The 17,299-nt window shown below is 68.3% G+C and carries 14 protein-coding genes and 1 tRNA gene; 4 read left to right on the top strand and 11 right to left on the bottom strand.

The window, feature by feature from the left end:
* Positions 1-161: 161 nt before the first annotated feature.
* The 9 genes from FFS72_RS19010 to FFS72_RS18970 all read right to left on the bottom strand — a co-directional run bounded on the left by FFS72_RS19010 (position 162) and on the right by FFS72_RS18970 (position 12,218).
* The gene (locus FFS72_RS19010; protein WP_137875390.1) at positions 162-824 is read right to left on the bottom strand and encodes a DUF8010 domain-containing protein; all 663 of its coding nucleotides are present in this window, start codon (positions 822-824) and stop codon (positions 162-164) included.
* A complete protein-coding gene (locus FFS72_RS19005; protein WP_283235429.1) occupies positions 817-1,272 on the bottom strand; it encodes an acyl-CoA thioesterase in 456 nt (151 codons plus the stop codon). The genes FFS72_RS19010 and FFS72_RS19005 overlap by 8 nt, the downstream gene beginning before the upstream one ends.
* Positions 1,269-6,161 (bottom strand): NAD-glutamate dehydrogenase, encoded by a 4,893-nt coding sequence (locus FFS72_RS19000; protein WP_249353407.1) that lies wholly within the window; start codon positions 6,159-6,161, stop codon positions 1,269-1,271. Before FFS72_RS19000 ends, FFS72_RS19005 begins: the two co-directional genes overlap by 4 nt.
* 56 nt (positions 6,162-6,217) lie before the next feature.
* Positions 6,218-6,646 (bottom strand): acyl-CoA thioesterase, encoded by a 429-nt coding sequence (locus FFS72_RS18995; RefSeq protein WP_137875389.1) that lies wholly within the window; start codon positions 6,644-6,646, stop codon positions 6,218-6,220.
* 11 nt (positions 6,647-6,657) lie between these two features.
* Entirely contained in the window at positions 6,658-8,337 is a 1,680-nt protein-coding gene (ettA, locus tag FFS72_RS18990; RefSeq protein ID WP_137875388.1) for an energy-dependent translational throttle protein EttA, read from the bottom strand.
* A gap of 111 nt (positions 8,338-8,448) precedes the next feature.
* The gene (locus FFS72_RS18985) at positions 8,449-9,543 is read right to left on the bottom strand and encodes an alpha/beta fold hydrolase (RefSeq protein WP_137875430.1); all 1,095 of its coding nucleotides are present in this window, start codon (positions 9,541-9,543) and stop codon (positions 8,449-8,451) included.
* 171 nt (positions 9,544-9,714) lie between these two features.
* On the bottom strand, positions 9,715-10,833 hold the full coding sequence (locus FFS72_RS18980) for a lipase family protein (protein WP_137875387.1): 1,119 nt from the start codon (positions 10,831-10,833) through the stop codon (positions 9,715-9,717).
* 124 nt (positions 10,834-10,957) lie between these two features.
* Positions 10,958-11,416: a single-stranded DNA-binding protein gene (locus tag FFS72_RS18975; protein WP_137875386.1), complete on the bottom strand. Its 459-nt coding sequence runs from the start codon at positions 11,414-11,416 to the stop codon at positions 10,958-10,960.
* A 127-nt stretch (positions 11,417-11,543) separates the two neighbouring features.
* Positions 11,544-12,218, bottom strand: coding sequence for a TetR/AcrR family transcriptional regulator (locus tag FFS72_RS18970; RefSeq protein WP_137875385.1), 675 nt, complete (start codon positions 12,216-12,218; stop codon positions 11,544-11,546).
* 123 nt (positions 12,219-12,341) lie between these two features.
* Between FFS72_RS18970 and FFS72_RS18965 the strand changes: the two genes are divergently transcribed.
* Positions 12,342-13,286: an oxygenase MpaB family protein gene (locus FFS72_RS18965; RefSeq protein WP_137875384.1), complete on the top strand. Its 945-nt coding sequence runs from the start codon at positions 12,342-12,344 to the stop codon at positions 13,284-13,286.
* On the opposite strand, the gene FFS72_RS18960 is transcribed toward FFS72_RS18965, so the two are convergent.
* Complete coding sequence (locus FFS72_RS18960; RefSeq protein WP_137875383.1) at positions 13,283-15,313, bottom strand: bifunctional copper resistance protein CopD/cytochrome c oxidase assembly protein; 2,031 nt, start codon at positions 15,311-15,313, stop codon at positions 13,283-13,285. The genes FFS72_RS18965 and FFS72_RS18960 overlap by 4 nt on opposite strands.
* A 126-nt stretch (positions 15,314-15,439) precedes the next feature.
* On the opposite strand from FFS72_RS18960, the gene FFS72_RS18955 reads away from it, so the two are divergent.
* The 3 genes from FFS72_RS18955 (at position 15,440) to FFS72_RS18950 (ending at position 16,632) form a co-directional block, all read left to right on the top strand.
* Positions 15,440-15,513: transfer RNA gene (locus tag FFS72_RS18955), tRNA-Arg, on the top strand.
* Between the two features lie 293 nt (positions 15,514-15,806).
* Entirely contained in the window at positions 15,807-15,965 is a 159-nt protein-coding gene (locus FFS72_RS26525; protein ID WP_171018742.1) for a hypothetical protein, read from the top strand.
* 385 nt (positions 15,966-16,350) lie between these two features.
* Positions 16,351-16,632, top strand: a complete 282-nt coding sequence (locus FFS72_RS18950) for a hypothetical protein (RefSeq protein WP_137875382.1) — start codon at positions 16,351-16,353, stop codon at positions 16,630-16,632.
* A gap of 95 nt (positions 16,633-16,727) precedes the next feature.
* Here FFS72_RS18950 and FFS72_RS18945 read toward each other — a convergent pair whose 3' ends face one another.
* Positions 16,728-17,168, bottom strand: a complete 441-nt coding sequence (locus FFS72_RS18945) for a hypothetical protein (protein ID WP_137875381.1) — start codon at positions 17,166-17,168, stop codon at positions 16,728-16,730.
* Positions 17,169-17,299 lie beyond the last annotated feature (131 nt).

Here is a 17,299-nt window from a genome sequence, read left to right as displayed (position 1 = left end):
GCCTACCCGAACATAATGCCGAGATACGAGTTCCACGCAGCTTCCACATACGCCGCTCACCATGCAGCTATTTCGGCGCAATATTCGCGAATTCACGAGGTCAGCGGGCGGCGTGGGCAGGTTCGACTCCCCACCCGCCGCCGCGCCCGCCGCTGTCCGCGCTACACCACGGACAGCGGGATGTCCCCGCCGCGGCGAGCGAAGACGGACCCGTAACGCGCGTCGAGTCGCAACCAGGTGCGTGTCGCCCTGACCCGAACCAGTTCGGCCGGGTCCACGACCGCTCCCTCGACGTCGCCTCCGGGCACGAATCCCATTGCGGCCAATGCAAACACGGTTCGCATGGTGACTGTGACCTCGTCGCCCCCGCCGTCGACGGCGAGCACCTCCTGGTCGAGCAGCGAGGCGGGCGGGCCGTGACCGCCGTGCTCGGCGGCCACCTGGGTGCCGTGCCGGGCGAGGTCGATCAGCACACCCGCCGGAACGTCGTCGACGTGCACCCATCCCGGATCGGGGGGAAGCGCGCCGCGCCACGCCGAGTCCATCGCGAAGCCGGGATCGATCTCGCCGCCATCGACGTCTGCGCCGAGTGCGCGGAGGAGGCTGTCGGCGGCGGCCGTCAGGTCGTCCGGACGAACACGTCCGGCGACCACGCGCGCGGCGAGCGCGTCGAATCCCGTCGGGGCCCACACGACGAGATGGTCGTCGTCGCGTCGCCTCAACCGAACGACGGCGGCCTCGTCGAGGCGGACGACCCGGCCGAGGAAGGCGGCGAGATTCGCCCGCTCCCCCGGCCCGGACAGGACCAGTGCGCGATCAGCCACGCTGCCAGCGCTCCAGGTACCCGCGCTCGGCCGCGGTGAGCCTGCGCAGCCGCTGCGTGTCGATGTCGAACGCCGCGATCTGGGTGGACGCGACGATCGACGGCGCGGACGACGGGTCGGCGCCGCCTGCACGCACCTCGTAGCCGATGGTGAAGTCGACGGCCCGGATCTGGTCGATCCACATCAGCACGTCGAGCGGTCCGTCGTCGTGCCGGAGCTGACCGCGGTAGCGGACGTGCAGGTCCGCGATGACGGCGCCGTCACGCAGCGTCACCGTCGGGATGCCGTCCTCGAACAGCCACGGGATGCGGGCCTCCTCGAGGAGCGTCACCATCCGGGCGTGGTTGATGTGCTGGAAGACGTCCATGTCGGACCAGCGGACCCCGACCTTGGTGTGGAACCCCACCTGGCTCCCCTGCTGGGCCGTCTCTGCAAGAACCCCGCTCACCGTGCTCCTTCTGCTCGGGTGCCCGCTCCGCGCACCATGCTCCGTACCTGACGCGCCGCCACGGACAGCGTCGCGAGGTCAAGCGTTCCAGACTCCCCGATCTCGGTGAGCGCCGCCCGCGCCCTCGCGAGCCGGGAGGCGTTCGTCGACTCCCAGTCCTCGATCTTCTCGGCCGGACTCTCGTCGGGTTCACCCCCGAACAGGACGTCCATCGTGAGCGACCGCAGCGACCCGTACAGATCCTCACGCAGCGCCAGTCGGGCCAACGAATGCCACCGGTCACCTCGCTCGAGTCCCGATATGGCGGTGAGGAATTCGTCGATCCCGAGGTGCGCGTCGAGGGTGTAGTAGAGCGGCCCGACCTCGTCGTGTTCGCGTTCGGTGATGTCGGCGATGTCGATGATGTCGAGGACCGGGAACGCGTCGAGCAGCCCGTAGACCCGCAACGCCAGGTCGCGCGGGCAGCCGCGCGAGGTGACGGACGCCGTCCGCGATTCCAGTTCGGTCAGGTGGTGACCCCGCAGCCAGCCGTGGACCCGCGGCATCAGTTCACGAACCCGGCCGGCGTAGCGGTTGATCTCGGCGCCGACGGCGATCGGCTGCGGCCGGTTGGTCAGCAGCCAGCGCGACACCCGGTCCAGCATCCGCCGCGACTCCAGGACCAGGTCGTCCGCGACGGACGCGGGCACGGCGGCGCTGCCGATGTCGGACCACAGCTGGCGCAGGTCGAAGATCTCGGTGGCGGCGGTGAACGCGCGGATCGCGTCGGTGCTGCTGGCCCCTGCCTCCTCGGCGAGACGGTACGGGTAGCTGATGCCGCCGAAGTCGACGGCCTCGTTGGCGAGCATCGTCGCGACGATCTGCCTGCGCAGTCGGTGCCCGCCGATCTGCGGCGCGAACCGCTCGCGCAGCGGCCGCGGGAAGTAGTGCGGCAGCCGGACCGCGTAGGTGGGGCTGTCGGGTAGTTCGCTGGCGAGCAGGTCGTCCTTGACGGTCAGCTTCACGTGCGCGAGCAGGGTCGCGAGCTCGGGCGAGGTGAAGCCGCGTCCGATCTCCCGACGTCGCGCGATCTCCTCGTCGGTGGGCAGCGCCTCGAGCGCACGGTCGAGCCCGCGTGACGTCTCGAGGTCGGCGAGCAAGCGGGTGTGCACGCCGAGCATTCCCACGGCATCGGCCCGGGAGGTGCCCATCAGGGTGTTCTGATTGATGTTGTCGCGCAGCACGAGTCGGGCGACCTCGTCCGTCATCGACGCGAGGAGGTCGTTGCGTTCTGCAGGGGCAAGCGCTCCGCTCCCGACTGCCGTGTCGAGCAGGATCTTGATGTTGACCTCGTGGTCGGAGCAGTCCACGCCTGCCGAGTTGTCGAGGGCATCGGTGTTGATCCGGCCGCCCGAGAGGTCGTACTCGACGCGTCCGCGCGGTGTGACGCCGAGGTTCCCGCCCTCGCCGATCACCTTGGCCCGAACCTCGTTACCGTTCACCCGGACCAGGTCGTTCGCCTTGTCCCCGACGTCGGCCTGCGATTCGGTCGACGCCTTCACGTAGGTGCCGATGCCGCCGTTCCAGAGCAGGTCGACCGGCGCGCGCAGGATGGCGCGGACCAGTTCGGGCGGTGACAGTTCGGACACCGAGGCGTCCAGGCCGAGCGCTGTGCGCGCCTGGTCGCTCAGGGGCACCGACTTGACCGAGCGATCCCACACGCCGCCGCCCGCGCTGATCAGGGCGGTGTCGTAGTCCGCCCACGACGACCGCGGCATCCGGAACAGGCGCTCGCGCTCCGCGAACGACCGCGTGGCGTGCGGGTTCGGGTCGAGGAAGACGTGCCGGTGGTCGAATGCGGCGACGAGGCGCAGGTGTCTGCTGAGCAGCATGCCGTTGCCGAAGACGTCGCCGCTCATGTCTCCGACACCGGCGGCCGTGAAGTCCTGCTCCTGCACGTCGACACCGAGCTCACGGAAGTGCCGCTTCACCGATTCCCACGCTCCACGGGCGGTGATACCCATGGCCTTGTGGTCGTAGCCGACCGATCCGCCGGACGCGAAGGCGTCGCCGAGCCAGTAACCGTACTCGGCGGCAACCTCGTTCGCGAGATCGGAGAAGGTGGCGGTGCCCTTGTCCGCGGCCACGACGAGGTAGGTGTCGTCGCCGTCGCGCCGGACCACCCGGTCCGGGGGCAGCACCGCGCCGGTTGCCGGTTCGACGTTGTCGGTGACATCGAGGAGTCCGGCGATGAACAGGCGGTAGCAGGCGCGGCCTTCGGCGAGTGTCGCCTGCCGGTCGGATGCCGCGTCACCCGTGGGAGCCGGAGTCCGCTTCACGACGAATCCGCCCTTCGCCCCGACCGGCACGATGACGGCGTTCTTGACGGCCTGCGCCTTCACCAGGCCGAGGATCTCTGTGCGGAAGTCCTCCCGGCGATCCGACCAGCGCAGGCCACCTCGGGCGACCGGTCCGAATCGTAGGTGCACGCCCTCCACCCGCGGCGAGTAGGCGAACACCTCGAAACGCGGCCGCGGCCTGGGCAGTTCGGTGACCTGCTCGGCGTCGAGTTTGAACACCAGCACGTCCCGCCGCTCGCCACCCGGACCGCGCACATAGGCGTTGGTGCGCAGGGTCGCGAGGATGAGGGAGAGCATCGCCCGCAGGATCCGGTCGGCGTCGAGGCTGACCACCTCGGTGATTCGACGTCGCACCTCGACGACGAGTCGTTCGGCGCGCGACGAATCCGCCGCATCGGGATCGAACATCGCCGCGAACATGTCGACGAGCAGACGGGTGGTGTCCGCGTGCTCGAGCAGCACCGACTCGATGCGGAACTGACTGTACGGAAAACCGGCCTGCCGCAGGTATTTCGCGTAGGCACGCAGCATCGCTGCCTCGCGCCACTCCAGGTGGGCGCGGAGCACGAACTCGTTGAACTTGTCGGGTTCGGACAACCCGCGCCAGACCGCGGTGAATGCCTCGGTGAAGCGGCGCTGGAGGTCGCGAGCGGCGGGTAGCCGCTCACCCAGTTCGGATTCCAGATTCTCCTCCACCTCGGCGTCGACGAGTTCCGGCGCCGCCGAAAGACCGAAATCGTAGATCCAGCACAGGGTTCCGTCGGGCCGGGTGACGTCGTAGGGACGCTCGTCCACCACCTCGACCCCGAGCGACTGCAGTACCGGCAGCACCTGGCTCAGCGAGACGCCCTCCCCCGTGATGTACAGGGTGAAGCGCCAACGCCCGGGCGGTGCGCCACGCCTGCGATACAACTGCAGGTCGACGCCGTCGACACCGAGAGCCTCGAGCCTGGCGACGTCACGGACAGCGCGCGCGGCACCGAAGTCCTCCTTGTAGCTCTCCGGGAACGCCGACGCGTAGCGCTGCGCGGTCAGCGACGTCACGTCCAGATCCCCGACGACCGCGTCGGCCAGGTCGTCGTCCCAGGAGCGGGTCGCCGCAGCGAGCAACGTCTCGATCCGCTCGCGATTCGCCGCGGAGGTGTCCACGTTCGGCGCCGGCTCCGTCACCGAGGTCCGGATCGTGAAATGAACCATCGCCAAGTCGGATTCGGTGACGCGGGCGCTGTAGTCGAGGGTGCCGCCACCGAGCTCGCGAAGCAGGATCGACTGCATTGCCAGGCGCGCCCGGGTGTTGTAGCGGTCCCGCGGCAGATACACCAGCGCGGACACGAATCGACCGTCGTGGTCGTCGCGCAGGAAGAGCCTAGCCTGCCTGCGGACCCCGATCGCGACGACCGCCGAGACCGTGTCGAACAGTTCGGCGGTGCCGATCGAGAACAGTTCGGTACGCGGCAACGACTGGATGACCTCCAGCATCGCTTGACCGGAGAACGAGTGCAGGTCGCAGCCCGAGCGGGCGATGACGGCCCGAGCCCTGGCCGCGACGACGGGGATGTCGAGGATGTTCTCGTGGACACCGGTCACGGTGAGCACGCCGAGGAATCGATGCTCACCGACGGCCGCACCGGTGTCGTCGAGATCCAGCACACGCACGAACGACGGGTACACGGAACGGTGGACGGTCGCGGGCAGCGGCCCCTGCGCGAACGTCAGCAGTGGCCCGTCGGCATCGAATTGCGGTGCAGGCAGGTCTATCCGGTGGTCGGTGCGGATCTCGGCGCCGAGCACCCCGAGTCCGCTGCCGGGGACGATTCGGCCGACCGCCCCACCGTGCGCGGCCGCGTCGCCGAACTCGTACCGGCGGTAGCCGAGAAGAGCGAAGTTGCCCCCGGCGAACCAGCGCAGCAGGGCCGCGGTGTCCCGAATCTCGTGTTCGGGGTAGCCGATGGGTCCGCCGTCCGCGAGTACGTCCAGGCGATCCGCGAGATCGCGCTGCATCGCCCGCATCGCGTCGGTGTCGGCGATGACCTGCCGGACGTCGTCGAGGACATCGCCGACCGCGGAGGCGAGGGGGTCGAACAGCGCGGGATCCGTGGCCGAATGCAGTCGCAGGTGCATCCACGATTCGGTGTGCGTCGACTTCTCGTGGTGCGCACCGTCGACCAGCACGTCGACCAGGCGGCCTGCGGAGTCCCGGCGCACCCTCAGCACGGGGTGCACGATCTCGACGACGGTGACACCGAACCGCGCCAGCAGCGCCGTCACCGACTCGACGAGCATCGGCATGTCGTCGGTGACCACCTGGACCGCGGGAGCTCCGTCGGTGGGGACGACGACGCGGGCGGCCGACAGCCCCGGCTCGCGGACGGACGCGAACTCGAGGTGTGCACGGAACGCCGCCATCGCCTCGTCGGTGACGACCTCGTCCGTCACGGCGGCGTCGGTTCCTCGGAAATAGGCGCCGATCACCTCGGGGAGATGCTCGGAGACGGCGGATGGCAGGCCCGCCGTCCACTCCGAGCCGAATCGATCTGCAGACACGGTCACCTCGCGGTCACCCCCTGATCTCACGGACAGGTGTGCACCGCTGAGCCTAGCCGGGTTTACCGCGCGGGAGCCGACACCTCGACAGGCGCGTACTCCTTCAACAGTTCACGCGTCCGCTCGGGCAGCGGAACGGACTTCTCGGTCTCCGGGTCGAATCCGACCATCACGCCCTCCGCGCGGACACACACCTCGCCGTTGCGGTCGCGCATCAACTGATGCACCACGAACGACGACGTACCGACGTGCGGGATCACGATCTCGACCGTGATCGGACCGGTCTCGTCCGTCACGGGCCGCAGGTAGTCGAAGGTCATCTTCCGCACCACCATCGGGGTGGGCAGCGCGCCCGCCCCGATGATGCAGTCACGGAAGAACTGCACGCGAGCCTCCTGCGCGTATTCCGCATACAGGACGTTGTTCACGTGGCCGAGGCGATCGGAATCGCCCCAGCGCACGTGAACCTCGCAGGTGTAGAGCTTCGTCAACGCACTCGCACCTAGTCGCGGGTCAGCTTGCGATGGGTGACGCGATGCGGGCGAGCCGCGTCGGCGCCGAGGCGCGCGACCTTGTTCTCCTCGTAGGCCTCGAAGTTGCCCTCGAACCAGTACCAGGCCGCCTCGTTGTCGCCGAATGCGCCTTCCCACGCCAGGATGTGCGTGCAGGTCCGGTCCAGGAACCAGCGGTCGTGGGAAATCACGACGGCGCAACCGGGGAATTCCTGCAGCGCGTTCTCCAGCGAGCTGAGGGTCTCGACGTCGAGGTCGTTGGTCGGCTCGTCGAGGAGGATCAGGTTGCCGCCCTCCTTGAGGGTCAGCGCCAGGTTGAGGCGGTTGCGCTCACCACCGGAGAGCACCCCCGACGGCTTCTGCTGGTCCGGGCCCTTGAATCCGAACGCACTGACGTACGCGCGTGACGGCATCTCGTTCTGGCCGACCTCGATGTAGTCGAGTCCGTCGGAGACGACCTCCCACACGGTCTTGGTCGGGTCGATGTTGGCACGGTTCTGGTCGACGTAGCTGAGCTTGACCGTCTCGCCCACCTTGACCGTGCCCGAGTCCGGCTCCTCGAGCCCGACGATCGTCTTGAACAGCGTGGTCTTGCCGACACCGTTGGGGCCGATGACGCCGACGATGCCGTTGCGCGGCAGCGTGAACGACAGGTCCTTGATGAGCATGCGGCCGTCGAAGCCCTTGTCCAGGTTCTCGACCTCGACCACCACGTTGCCGAGTCGCGGCGGGGTCGGGATCTGAATCTCCTCGAAGTCGAGCTTGCGGTGCTTCTCGGCCTCCGCGACCATCTCGTCGTAGCGGTCCAGGCGGGCCTTGTTCTTCGACTGGCGTGCCTTCGCGCCCGAGCGGACCCAGGCGAGCTCCTCCTTGAGGCGCTTCTGCAGCTTCTGGTCCTTCTTGCCCTGCACCTCGAGGCGGGCAGCCTTCTGCTCCAGGTAAGTGGAGTAGTTGCCCTCGTACGGGTAGAGACGGCCGCGGTCGACCTCACAGATCCACTGCGCGACGTGATCGAGGAAGTACCGGTCGTGGGTGACCGCCAGGATGGCGCCCGGGTAGGCGGCCAGGTGCTGCTCGAGCCACAGCACCGACTCGGCGTCGAGGTGGTTGGTGGGCTCATCGAGGAGCAGCAGGTCGGGCTTGCTCAGCAGCAGCTTGCACAGCGCGACACGGCGCTTCTCGCCACCGGAGAGGTGGGTGACGGGCTCGTCGGCCGGGGGGCAGCGCAGCGCGTCCATGGCCTGCTCGATCTGGGAGTCGATCTCCCAGGCGTCGGCATGGTCGAGCTTCTCCTGAAGCTCGCCCATCTCCTCCATGAGCTCGTCGGAGTAGTCGGTGGCCATCAGCTCGGCGATCTCGTTGTAGCGCTTGAGCTGCACCATGGTCTCGCCGAGGCCCTCCTCGACGTTCTCGCGAGCGGTCTTGGTCTCGTCCAGGTGCGGCTCCTGCATGAGGATGCCGACGGAGGCGCCTGGGGCGAGGAACGCCTCACCGTTTCCGGGCTGGTCGAGCCCGGCCATGATCTTGAGGATGGAGGACTTACCCGCGCCGTTCGGGCCGACGACGCCGATCTTCGCGCCCGGGTAGAAGCTCATCGTGACGTCATCGAGGATGACCTTGTCGCCGTGCGCCTTGCGCACCTTCTTCATCGTGTAAATGAACTCCGCCATGTGCACCAGGGTATCGGCAGCGCAGACGCCGCCCCAATCCACACGGGTCGAGGACCTGATACTCACCGACCTGCGTCGGGCGCACGGCCCGCCGCAGGTCGGCGTGCAAGGTCAGGCGGTCTCGAACAGCGACCGGATGAAGGCGGTCGTGTCGGGGAGCGACACCACGATCGAGGAGCCGTGGAAGGCGTCGTAGGTCCGGAAGGTCACGGGTTCGCCTGCCGCCTCCATGTCGAGCGCGAGCTTCGTGGCGAGCGGGAAGGGCACCGTCTGGTCGCGCAGTCCCTGCCCGATGAACACGGGCCTGTCGTAGCCCGTGGTGGGGACCGCGAGATAGTCACGCAGAGCATCCCTGATCCGGGGCTCGTTCAGCGGCCGGCTGAACATCTCGCCGACGCCGATGGTGCCCGCACGATCGCGCAACTCCGTGTAGCACAGCGACTCGGAATCCTTGACGAGCGCCGCTCCGACCGGCGTCAGGTAGTCGTCGATCGGAAGGTCGGGGCGGGCAACCTTCAGACCGTTGATGATGTAGGAGGCGAACATGGTCAGTCCGTTGAGCCCGAGGTTCGGGAATCCGGGTCCGCCGAACGGCAGGAGCAACTCCAGATTCGCCGGCGTGCCGGTGGCGACTGCGCCGCGGTAGTCGAGCTCGGGCGCGTAGTCGGTGGCCTGATGGGCGGCGAGCATCGCCGCATGCCCGCCCTGCGAGTGGCCGACCACCGCCCATCTGCGAGACAGTTCCGGGGTCACGGAGGTCGCCGCCCGGACCATGTCGATCACGGCCCGGCCCTCGCTGCGTCCGTGCAGGTAAGCATGTGTTCCCTCGGTGCCCAGCCCCACGTAGTCCGTGGCAACCACCGCGTAGCCCCGCGTCAGCAACCCCGACAGGTAGTCCCGGGTGAGGTAGGTGGTGTCGTACCCGTGCGCGGGCGCACACGAGTCACCGACACCGGTGGTGCCGTGCGCCGAGGAGATCACCGGCCACCCACCAGCAGGCGGGGTACCACTCGGAACGTAGACGGCGCCCGTGCTGAGGGCGGGGGCGCCCGTCGGCCCCTCGGTCCAGTACGTGAGCCGGCGCTGCGACGCGGTCCCGGGAAGCTGCGCCATCGGCGGCAGCGCGTCCGTTCCGATCACGGTGCCGGGAGCAGGCGGCGTGGCGGTCGCGGTTGCGGGCCCCAGCAGCCCTGCGGCCGTCGCCATGGTTGCCGCAGCCGCAGCCACCCGTACCAGCACAGCTCGTGTCGGGAAGATTCGCCGCCTCCGTCCCGCCAACTCGTCAGAGAATTCAGACCCCCAGGTATGTCGCATACGATGTGAATACCTCATTCGGTCCGTCTCCGGAACGAATCGGCGATGTTCACCGCAAGCAGCTCACCGCGTCACCGCGTCGACGAACCGTGCGGAGTCGTCGAACGCCGCAGCGAGCGTGCCAATGTGATCGGCGGTCGGATACACCCGGAAGTTCACGGCGGTCCGGGACGCGGCCAGCTGGCCCGCGAAGACGAGGGTCAGGGGGAGGGGGACGACGCGATCGACAGCCCCCTGCCCGAGAAGTAAGGGGCGGTCGTACCCCGAGGTCGGCACTCCGAGGTACTCCGTCAACGCCGGGCGCAGGTCGTGGAGGGGCTTGACGAACAGGTCACCCACGGATGCACCACCGACATACTTGTCCACTTCGCGCGTGCACACCTGCGTCGAGATCCTGGCGAGTTCGAGGCCGCGCGCCGACAGATACGAATCGATGTTCAGGTCCGGCCGCGCTGCGCGCAGGCCCGCCATCGTGAACAGGGTGAACTTGGTCAGGCCCGCGAGTCCGAAGTTCGGGATCCCCGGCATGCCGAGCGCGAACACCTGGTCGAGGTTGGTCGGTGGCCCCAATGCGACGGCGCCGCGGTAGTCGAGTTCCGGCGCGTACGTGGTCGCCAGGCGCGCGGTGTGCAGCGCCGCGTGCCCACCTTGTGACAGTCCGGCGACCACCCAGCGCGACGAGAGCTCCGGCACCGCCGAACGCCCGGCTCGGACCATGTCGACGACGTCGTGGCCGGCCGCGACGCCGTCCAGGTAGGCGAGTTCCCCCGGGGTGCCGAGGCCCGCGTAGTCGGTGGCGACAACCGCGTAGCCCCTACGCAGCCACCGATCCATGTACGTCGCTTCCTGGCCCAGCCCACCGACCGTGGACGGCTCGCATCCGTCGGCGAGGCCGATGGTGCCGTGCGCGTACGACACCACCGGCCAGCCACCCGCGGGCGCCTCGCCCGGTGGCACGTACACGGCACCGGAGCTCAGGCGCCCGGCGCCGTGGTGGTCGGTGGTGCGATAGACGACCCGGTATCCGTCGGCGGCACCGGGCAGTGCTGCCGCGGCGGAGATCGGTTCGACCTGGACGACCGAGCCCGGTGGACCCTCCGCCGCGCCGGCGACGCCGGGTGTCCCGGCGACACCCGCCGCGATCGTGACGAGCACTGTCGACAGAACCGTCGTCCACCTCATCAACGCCTCCCAGATCCGCTACAGACGTGATCGTGCGAGCGAGTTCACCGTATGCGCTCTCTCCTGGGGGACACCGCATTTCGGCACCTCTGTGACCGGACACCATCGAGATGTGATGTGCGCGTTACCCGGTCGCGACCGTCTCGAGTTCCGCACCGGTCACATCGCTCTCGCAATCGGACCCTGCACCGCCATCGAGGGCGTCCGGCGCGCTCGAACTCTTCTGTCCGCGTTCGAGCTTCGCGACACATCGGGCCAGGTCGGGTCCGACCGCGGTGGCACGCATCTCCAGGTCCGACCGCGGGGCACCCTCCCTGGTGGTGTACTCGCTGGTCCGCAACTGTCCGTACGCGACGATCGGATCACCCTTCATCAACGACGCGGCGACGCCGTCGACGAGTCGGCGCCAGCAGCTGACGGTCAGGTAGAGAGTGCCGCTATCCGTCCACTCCCCCGTTGCCTGGTCGAACCTTCGGGCGTTGCTGGCCATTCGGAAGCTGATGACTTCCTCGCCACCGACGGTCGATCGTTTGACCGGGTTGGTGATGACGGTGCCGATCACGGCCGTGTGGGTTTCGTACATGTCTGCGAACTCCTCGTCCGACGCCGCTCGGCGTCACACCCCGATCGTGTCCGGCCCACGGAGGCGACGGGAGTACCCCGTTACGATCTGTGGACGGTTCGTGAAACCGTCCACAGGGTGGGCGAATTCAGCGCCCGGTATCCGGCCGGTGTCCACGGCGCGTGCTAGTCGGATCGGCGATGAGGCCGGCAAGGGAAGCCGCGTAGTTGGCAAGCCGATCACTGGTGTAGCGGTCGGGATCGCTGACGGCCAGGCGTCCGAGCATCTCGGCGAAGGACAGCATCGTGTGGGCGAGCAGGTCCGCGTCGAGTTCCGCGAGCGCCGGCTCCAGCGCGATGCCCGCATACGCAAGCTCCACGGCGCGGGCGAGCACCGCGGACCGGGCCGACCGCAGGTGGTCGCGATACTCCCCCGGCGCGCTGTCGGGCGCGGTGAGGATGAGACGCCACCGGGTCGGGTTGTCGAGGACGGCGCCGACGAATCCGGTGACGGTGGCCGTGTACGCCGCGGTGGGTCCGGCAGCGGTGAGGTCGGTGGGCATCGTTGCCAGCACCTGCGCGACGGCACGCCCGTGCTCGCGCTCGAGCAGCGCCGCCACCAGGTCGGCTCGGGCGCGAAACACCGTGTACAGCACGGGTTTTCCCACACCGGCCTCGGTCGCGACCGCTTCCATGCTCAGGTCGTGGAGCCCGTGCCGCCTGGTGACCTCGAACGCCGCGTCGAGCAGTTGCTCACGCCGCTGCTCGGGCGGCAGGCGCGGCGCGTACTTGCGTCGCGGCCGTTCGGCGTCGGCTCTCGTCATGTGGTCGCCACCTCCTCCGGCTCACCCTACGGTCACCAATCCTACGCAACCGTTGTATTCGCCCCACCACATTGCTACGGTCGCGTTGTATTCATGGACGCAGGACACCGACAGGGGCACACGATGACCGACTCCCGCATGATGGCGACCCGCACCTGGCCGTTCGACCCGACACTCCCCCGACGCGACAACGGGTTCTTCGGCCCGGACTCCCCGACGTGGAAGGTGTGGACGCATCCGACCGCCCTCATCGGATTCCAACGCGCCGTCACGCTGGAACACTTCGACCCCATGCTCGCGGCAGCCGTCGCGGACGCCGACGGGATCTACACCGACCCGCGGGGCCGCCTCGACGGCACCCTGTCGTACTTCCTCGTCGTCGCGGTCGGCGACAGCCGCACCGCCGTCGAGACGTCGGAGTTGCTGATGCGGGTCCACGCCCGCGTCACCGGAATCGAGCCCGTCTCGGGCAAGCGGTACGCGGCCAACAACCCGGACAGCCAGCTGTGGATCCACGTCACGGGCTGGCACTCGGTGCTCAAGGCGTACGATATGTTCGGGCCGGGACCGCTCACGCCCGAGGACGAGGACCGGTACTGGGCCGACTGCGTCGTCGCCGCCGAGCTGCAGACCTGCGCGAAGTCCGACGTCCCGGCGTCACGGGCGGCGGTCCGCGAGTACTTCGCCGAGGTCCGACCTCGTCTGTGCACGTCCGAACGGGCGCAGCGCGGCATGCACTACCTGCTGCGCACCGAGGGCGGCGCAGGCCGGTGGCCCCTGTGGGCGTCGAGTCGGCTGATCGCGCCCGCCGCCATCGCGACCCTCCCGAAGTGGATGCGCGTCCTCGGCGACTTCGACCAGCCCGCGGCTCTCGACCGCGCCGTCGTACCCGCTGCCAGGGCGGCGGTGCGGGCCACCCGGTCACCCGCGGCGATGCAGGCCGTCCTCCGTGGCACCCTGCCGGTGACGCGATCGGTCCTGAAATGGCATTTCGCCAATCCCGTCGCGGAGAGTCCCGAGACCGTCACCCCGGCCGAGGCCCGGGATCGGCTGCGCCAGGCCGGTTAGTTCCAGCCGTCCTTGTCGCGGCGGGCCAGCTCGGCGAACATCGCGTTGTGCGCGGCGAGCTCCGCGTCGTCGTCGCGGTCGGCGGCACGGTCGATGCGCTTGGCGGTCTTCTCATCGGACCTCGACCACTGCACCAGCAGTGCGAGCATCACCAGGACCAGGGGAATCTCGCCGGTCGCCCACGCGATGCCACCGCCGACCTTCTGGTCGTTGAACAGGTCGTCGTTCCAGCCGAGTCCCAGCGACCGGTAGTACCAGCCTCCGATGACCTCCATGGTGCTCATGAGGGCAATGCCGAAGAACGCGTGGAACGGCAGCGATCCGAACACCATCGCCAGCTTCGTCACGGGTTGGATCTGACGCGGCGCCGGGTCGATGCCGATGACCACCCAGTAGAAGAGGTAGCCGCTGAGGATGAAGTGCACGTTCATCAGCAGGTGCGCGCCGTGCGAATCGAGGGTCGCACCGAAGATCCCGCCGAGGTACAGGGCGTAGAAGCCGCCGACGAACAGGAACGACGCCACCAGCGGATGCGTGATGAACCGCGAGTACTTGCTGTGCAGTGCGGCGAGCAGCCACTCGCGCGGCCCGGGCGCGCCGTCGGGGCCCGCGGGCTTGAGTGCGCGCAGCGCCAGCGTCATCGGTCCGCCGAGGACGAGCAGCACGGGCGCGAGCATCGACAGCGCCATGTGCGCGCCCATGTGGACGCTGAACACGGCGGGCGAGTATCGGCCGAGACCCGACGACGTGCCGATCAGCAGGGTCGCGCAGCCGAGGAGCCAGGCGACGGTGCGGCCGACGGGCCAGCTGTCGCCGCGTCGCCGCAGTCGTCGCACCCCGATGACGTACCAGACGGCGGCGATGATCGCGGCGGTGCCGAAGATCAGGTCGAAGCGCCAGTCGAACATCAGGCGCGCCAGGGTCGGCGGGCCGTCGAGGTTGTAGCCGAGCTGCACCTCGGCGGGCGTCGGGCGAATGTCCGTGGGCGGAGGCGGCGTGCGGCCGAGTCCGACCGCCAGTCCGATCGTCGCCGCGAAGATGATCGCCTCTCCACCCGCGAAACGGATCAACGCACCACGCGACGTCGGGTCCGCTTCGAGCGCGGGCAGCGCCTGCCTGCGCTGCAGGAAACCGAACACGCCGAGGATCACGAGGGCGACCGTCTTCGAGACCAGGAGCCAGCCGTAGGTGCTGGAGAACAGGTCGCTCAGCGGCAGCCGGACGAGGCCGTTGATGACGCCGGAGATCGCCATGATGACGAACGCCGCGGTCGCGACCTTCGAGAAGCGGCGCGCGGCGAGGTCGGTGTGGGCACCGCCGCGGCGGGCGTGGACGAACAGCGCGAACAGGCCACCGGCCCACAGGGACGCCGCGACCAGGTGCCACAGGAGGCTGTTCGTCGCCATGTCGTGGGAACCGCCGGCCGATGAGTGGCCGGTGAGCGCGAGCGGGATCAACGTCACGACGCCGAGCGCGAGCACCACCGGCGTCCAGTTCCAGCGCAGCAGCATCCTCGAGCAGATCGCGAGGATCATCGCCAGGATCGCCGTGTTCCGCCACGCCTCCGCGAGCTCGATCTGCGGGATCGCCCGCCACAGGTTCTCCGGTTGCAGCGCCTCACCGAACGGCTGACCCGACGTGTCGGACACCGTCAGCGGGACGAGCACCAGCGCGCACGCCGCCCACACGATCGCCGCATTCGACGCCGTCCGCACCGCCCGGTACCCGTCGACGTCGAGGACGCCGCTCTTCTGCGGCGGCACCAGGAACGACGCGAGCAGCAGCGACCCGATGGAGATGATCGCCGCGACCTCACCGATCGCCTTGAGCGCGGGCAGCCCGTACGTGGTGAGCGGGCCGGGGTCGGGGATGCCGAGTCGCACCAGCGCCTCGGACGCCGACAGTCCCACAACCAACGCTGCGACCAGTCCGGCGATCAGACCGAGGACGACGAAAACGGGAACCACGCTGCCGCGTGCCGTCCGGGTCGGCGGCGTGTCGACGTGGGCGAGCTCGGGTGATGCCATGCCACCAGGGTAGGAGGCGGGCGCGTGTGAGCCACGCCCAGGTACTACGCAGCGTCGTCGCGCGGCCTGGCGTGACGCGCCAACCCGAGCCGGTAGACTCCTGACCCGATCCCGAACAGGGGTCACGCCTCCGTAGCTCAGTTGGATAGAGCAAGAGCCTTCTAATCTCTAGGTCGCAGGTTCGATTCCTGCCGGGGGCACCCTCTGACCTGCACGAATAGGCCCGAATCCCCCTGCTGTGCACCCAGCGTGCACTACGGGGCAATCTCTCCCGGTTCCGAACACACAGAACGGCCCCGGTCGGTGCTACCAACACCTTCCAGGGCCTCGGAACACAACGGATAGAGGCCGTCATGAACCGTTCCCGCAGCATATCTGCATCCACCGTCGCTGGACTACGTACCGCGCTCCTCAGCGTCGCCATTGTCTTCGGCGCATACATCTTCTTTCTCGGCCTGGTCACCTTCGCCTCGATGATGTGGGCGGTGCCCGCATGAGCCGCGCGATCAGCGACCTCCTCGTCGACTACGACGCCATGACGCCGCAGCAGCAGCGCCAGGTACTTATTCATCTGACACTGACGTCCCCCGCCGCATTCATCGATGCGGTCGACTGCGCTACCGAGGCGTGGCGCGAGGCAGGCATCCGCTAGCGACCTGCCCCGTCGACCATTTCCCGATGCTGGGAAGTGGTCGGCGGAGTGGGCCGGTAACGGTCTCCTCGTCGTCCACAGCGCCGCCCGACGTACCCCAGCGGCACCCGGTGTACTCAATCCCGCGAACCGGCGCGGGCGCTCTCACGGATGGTTCCGGCCGGACGCTGTGAGGGTCGACGCCAGCCTGCCCGCTTCCAGTGGGTGGGCTACAGGCGTTGCCGTGACGCGATAACGGGGCATGGTTCGTGGGAGTTTCCGGGGTGGGGTTACACACTCCGGAACCCTTGGGTTCTCCGTTCGGTCAGCACTGCCGCCCGCAGGGCGTCGACTCTGTCGGTCTCCTGCTGCACTATTTCTCACCACAACCACACGAGGGGAACACATGCAGGACTACGTGACGCCTGAGGACGTCGACACACTACTCACCGAGGCAATGGCATTCACGGCCGAGAGCGCAGCGAACTACGTCGTGTCGACCACATTCCCGTCAACCGACCACGATGACGCCAGGATCACGGTTGGCCGGCAGGTTCATACCTGCGAGGAGGAAGGAGAAACGCGTGTCGTCCTCATCGACGGCCAGGGCTTCGATCTCGACACAGCAGAGAAGATCGCGGCGGCGATCCTCGCTCAGGTTGAGGTACTTAGGTCTACGGCCCGGTAGTCAGCGGAGCCAGCAACACCCCCGACCTGATTGGTCGGGGGTGTTTGGTTTTCGCTGACTCCAACTGGCCCCGACGAATCAGGTTCCGCTCGACGTCACGGTTCCACGTTCAAACTCTGCAACCAAGTGACAGCGTCTTGCCCGATCATCGTCAACCTAAACGGAGCCTCATCCGGAGGATCACCAGCAGTCGATACCAAACCCAGCGCGACGAGGTCAGGACTGTTGTGTTGTGCAGGAATTCTGCCGGCCGGACTGGCGGCGATCACCTTGCGGACGGCGGGGTCGAGGTCAGAGAACCAACTAGCCAGCGTATCCCGGCACGCAAGGATCTGCTTCACGGTCTCGGAATCCAGGGTGAAGCCTGGAGGATTCTGGGTTTCCACCCAGTACGCCACCCCGACCACCCTCGGCGGATTGGTGCTAGCCAGCTCGGGCACGAGCTCGAGCGGAAGAATCCGTTTCGGCTCTGCGATCAGCGCTGCCCGCGTTGATGGCGTGAGCGTCGACCACCAGGACTGAAATTGAATCGTCACCGCGACCACGCTAGAGCACAACCACCCCCAGGGCAGGTGAACCCGACTCTCGGCCTTCGCTCCCCTAGGCGTAGGCGACGATCTATCTATCGCGTTTTTTTCGCGGAGGGGCGGGGGGGGAGGTGTCATGG

It is taken from the genome of Rhodococcus sp. Q (genome assembly GCF_005503035.1).
Taxonomy (GTDB): Bacteria; Actinomycetota; Actinomycetes; order Mycobacteriales; family Mycobacteriaceae; genus Rhodococcus_G.
The sequence above is the reverse complement of the archived record's forward strand: the minus strand, read 5'-3'. Positions and strand labels throughout refer to the sequence as shown.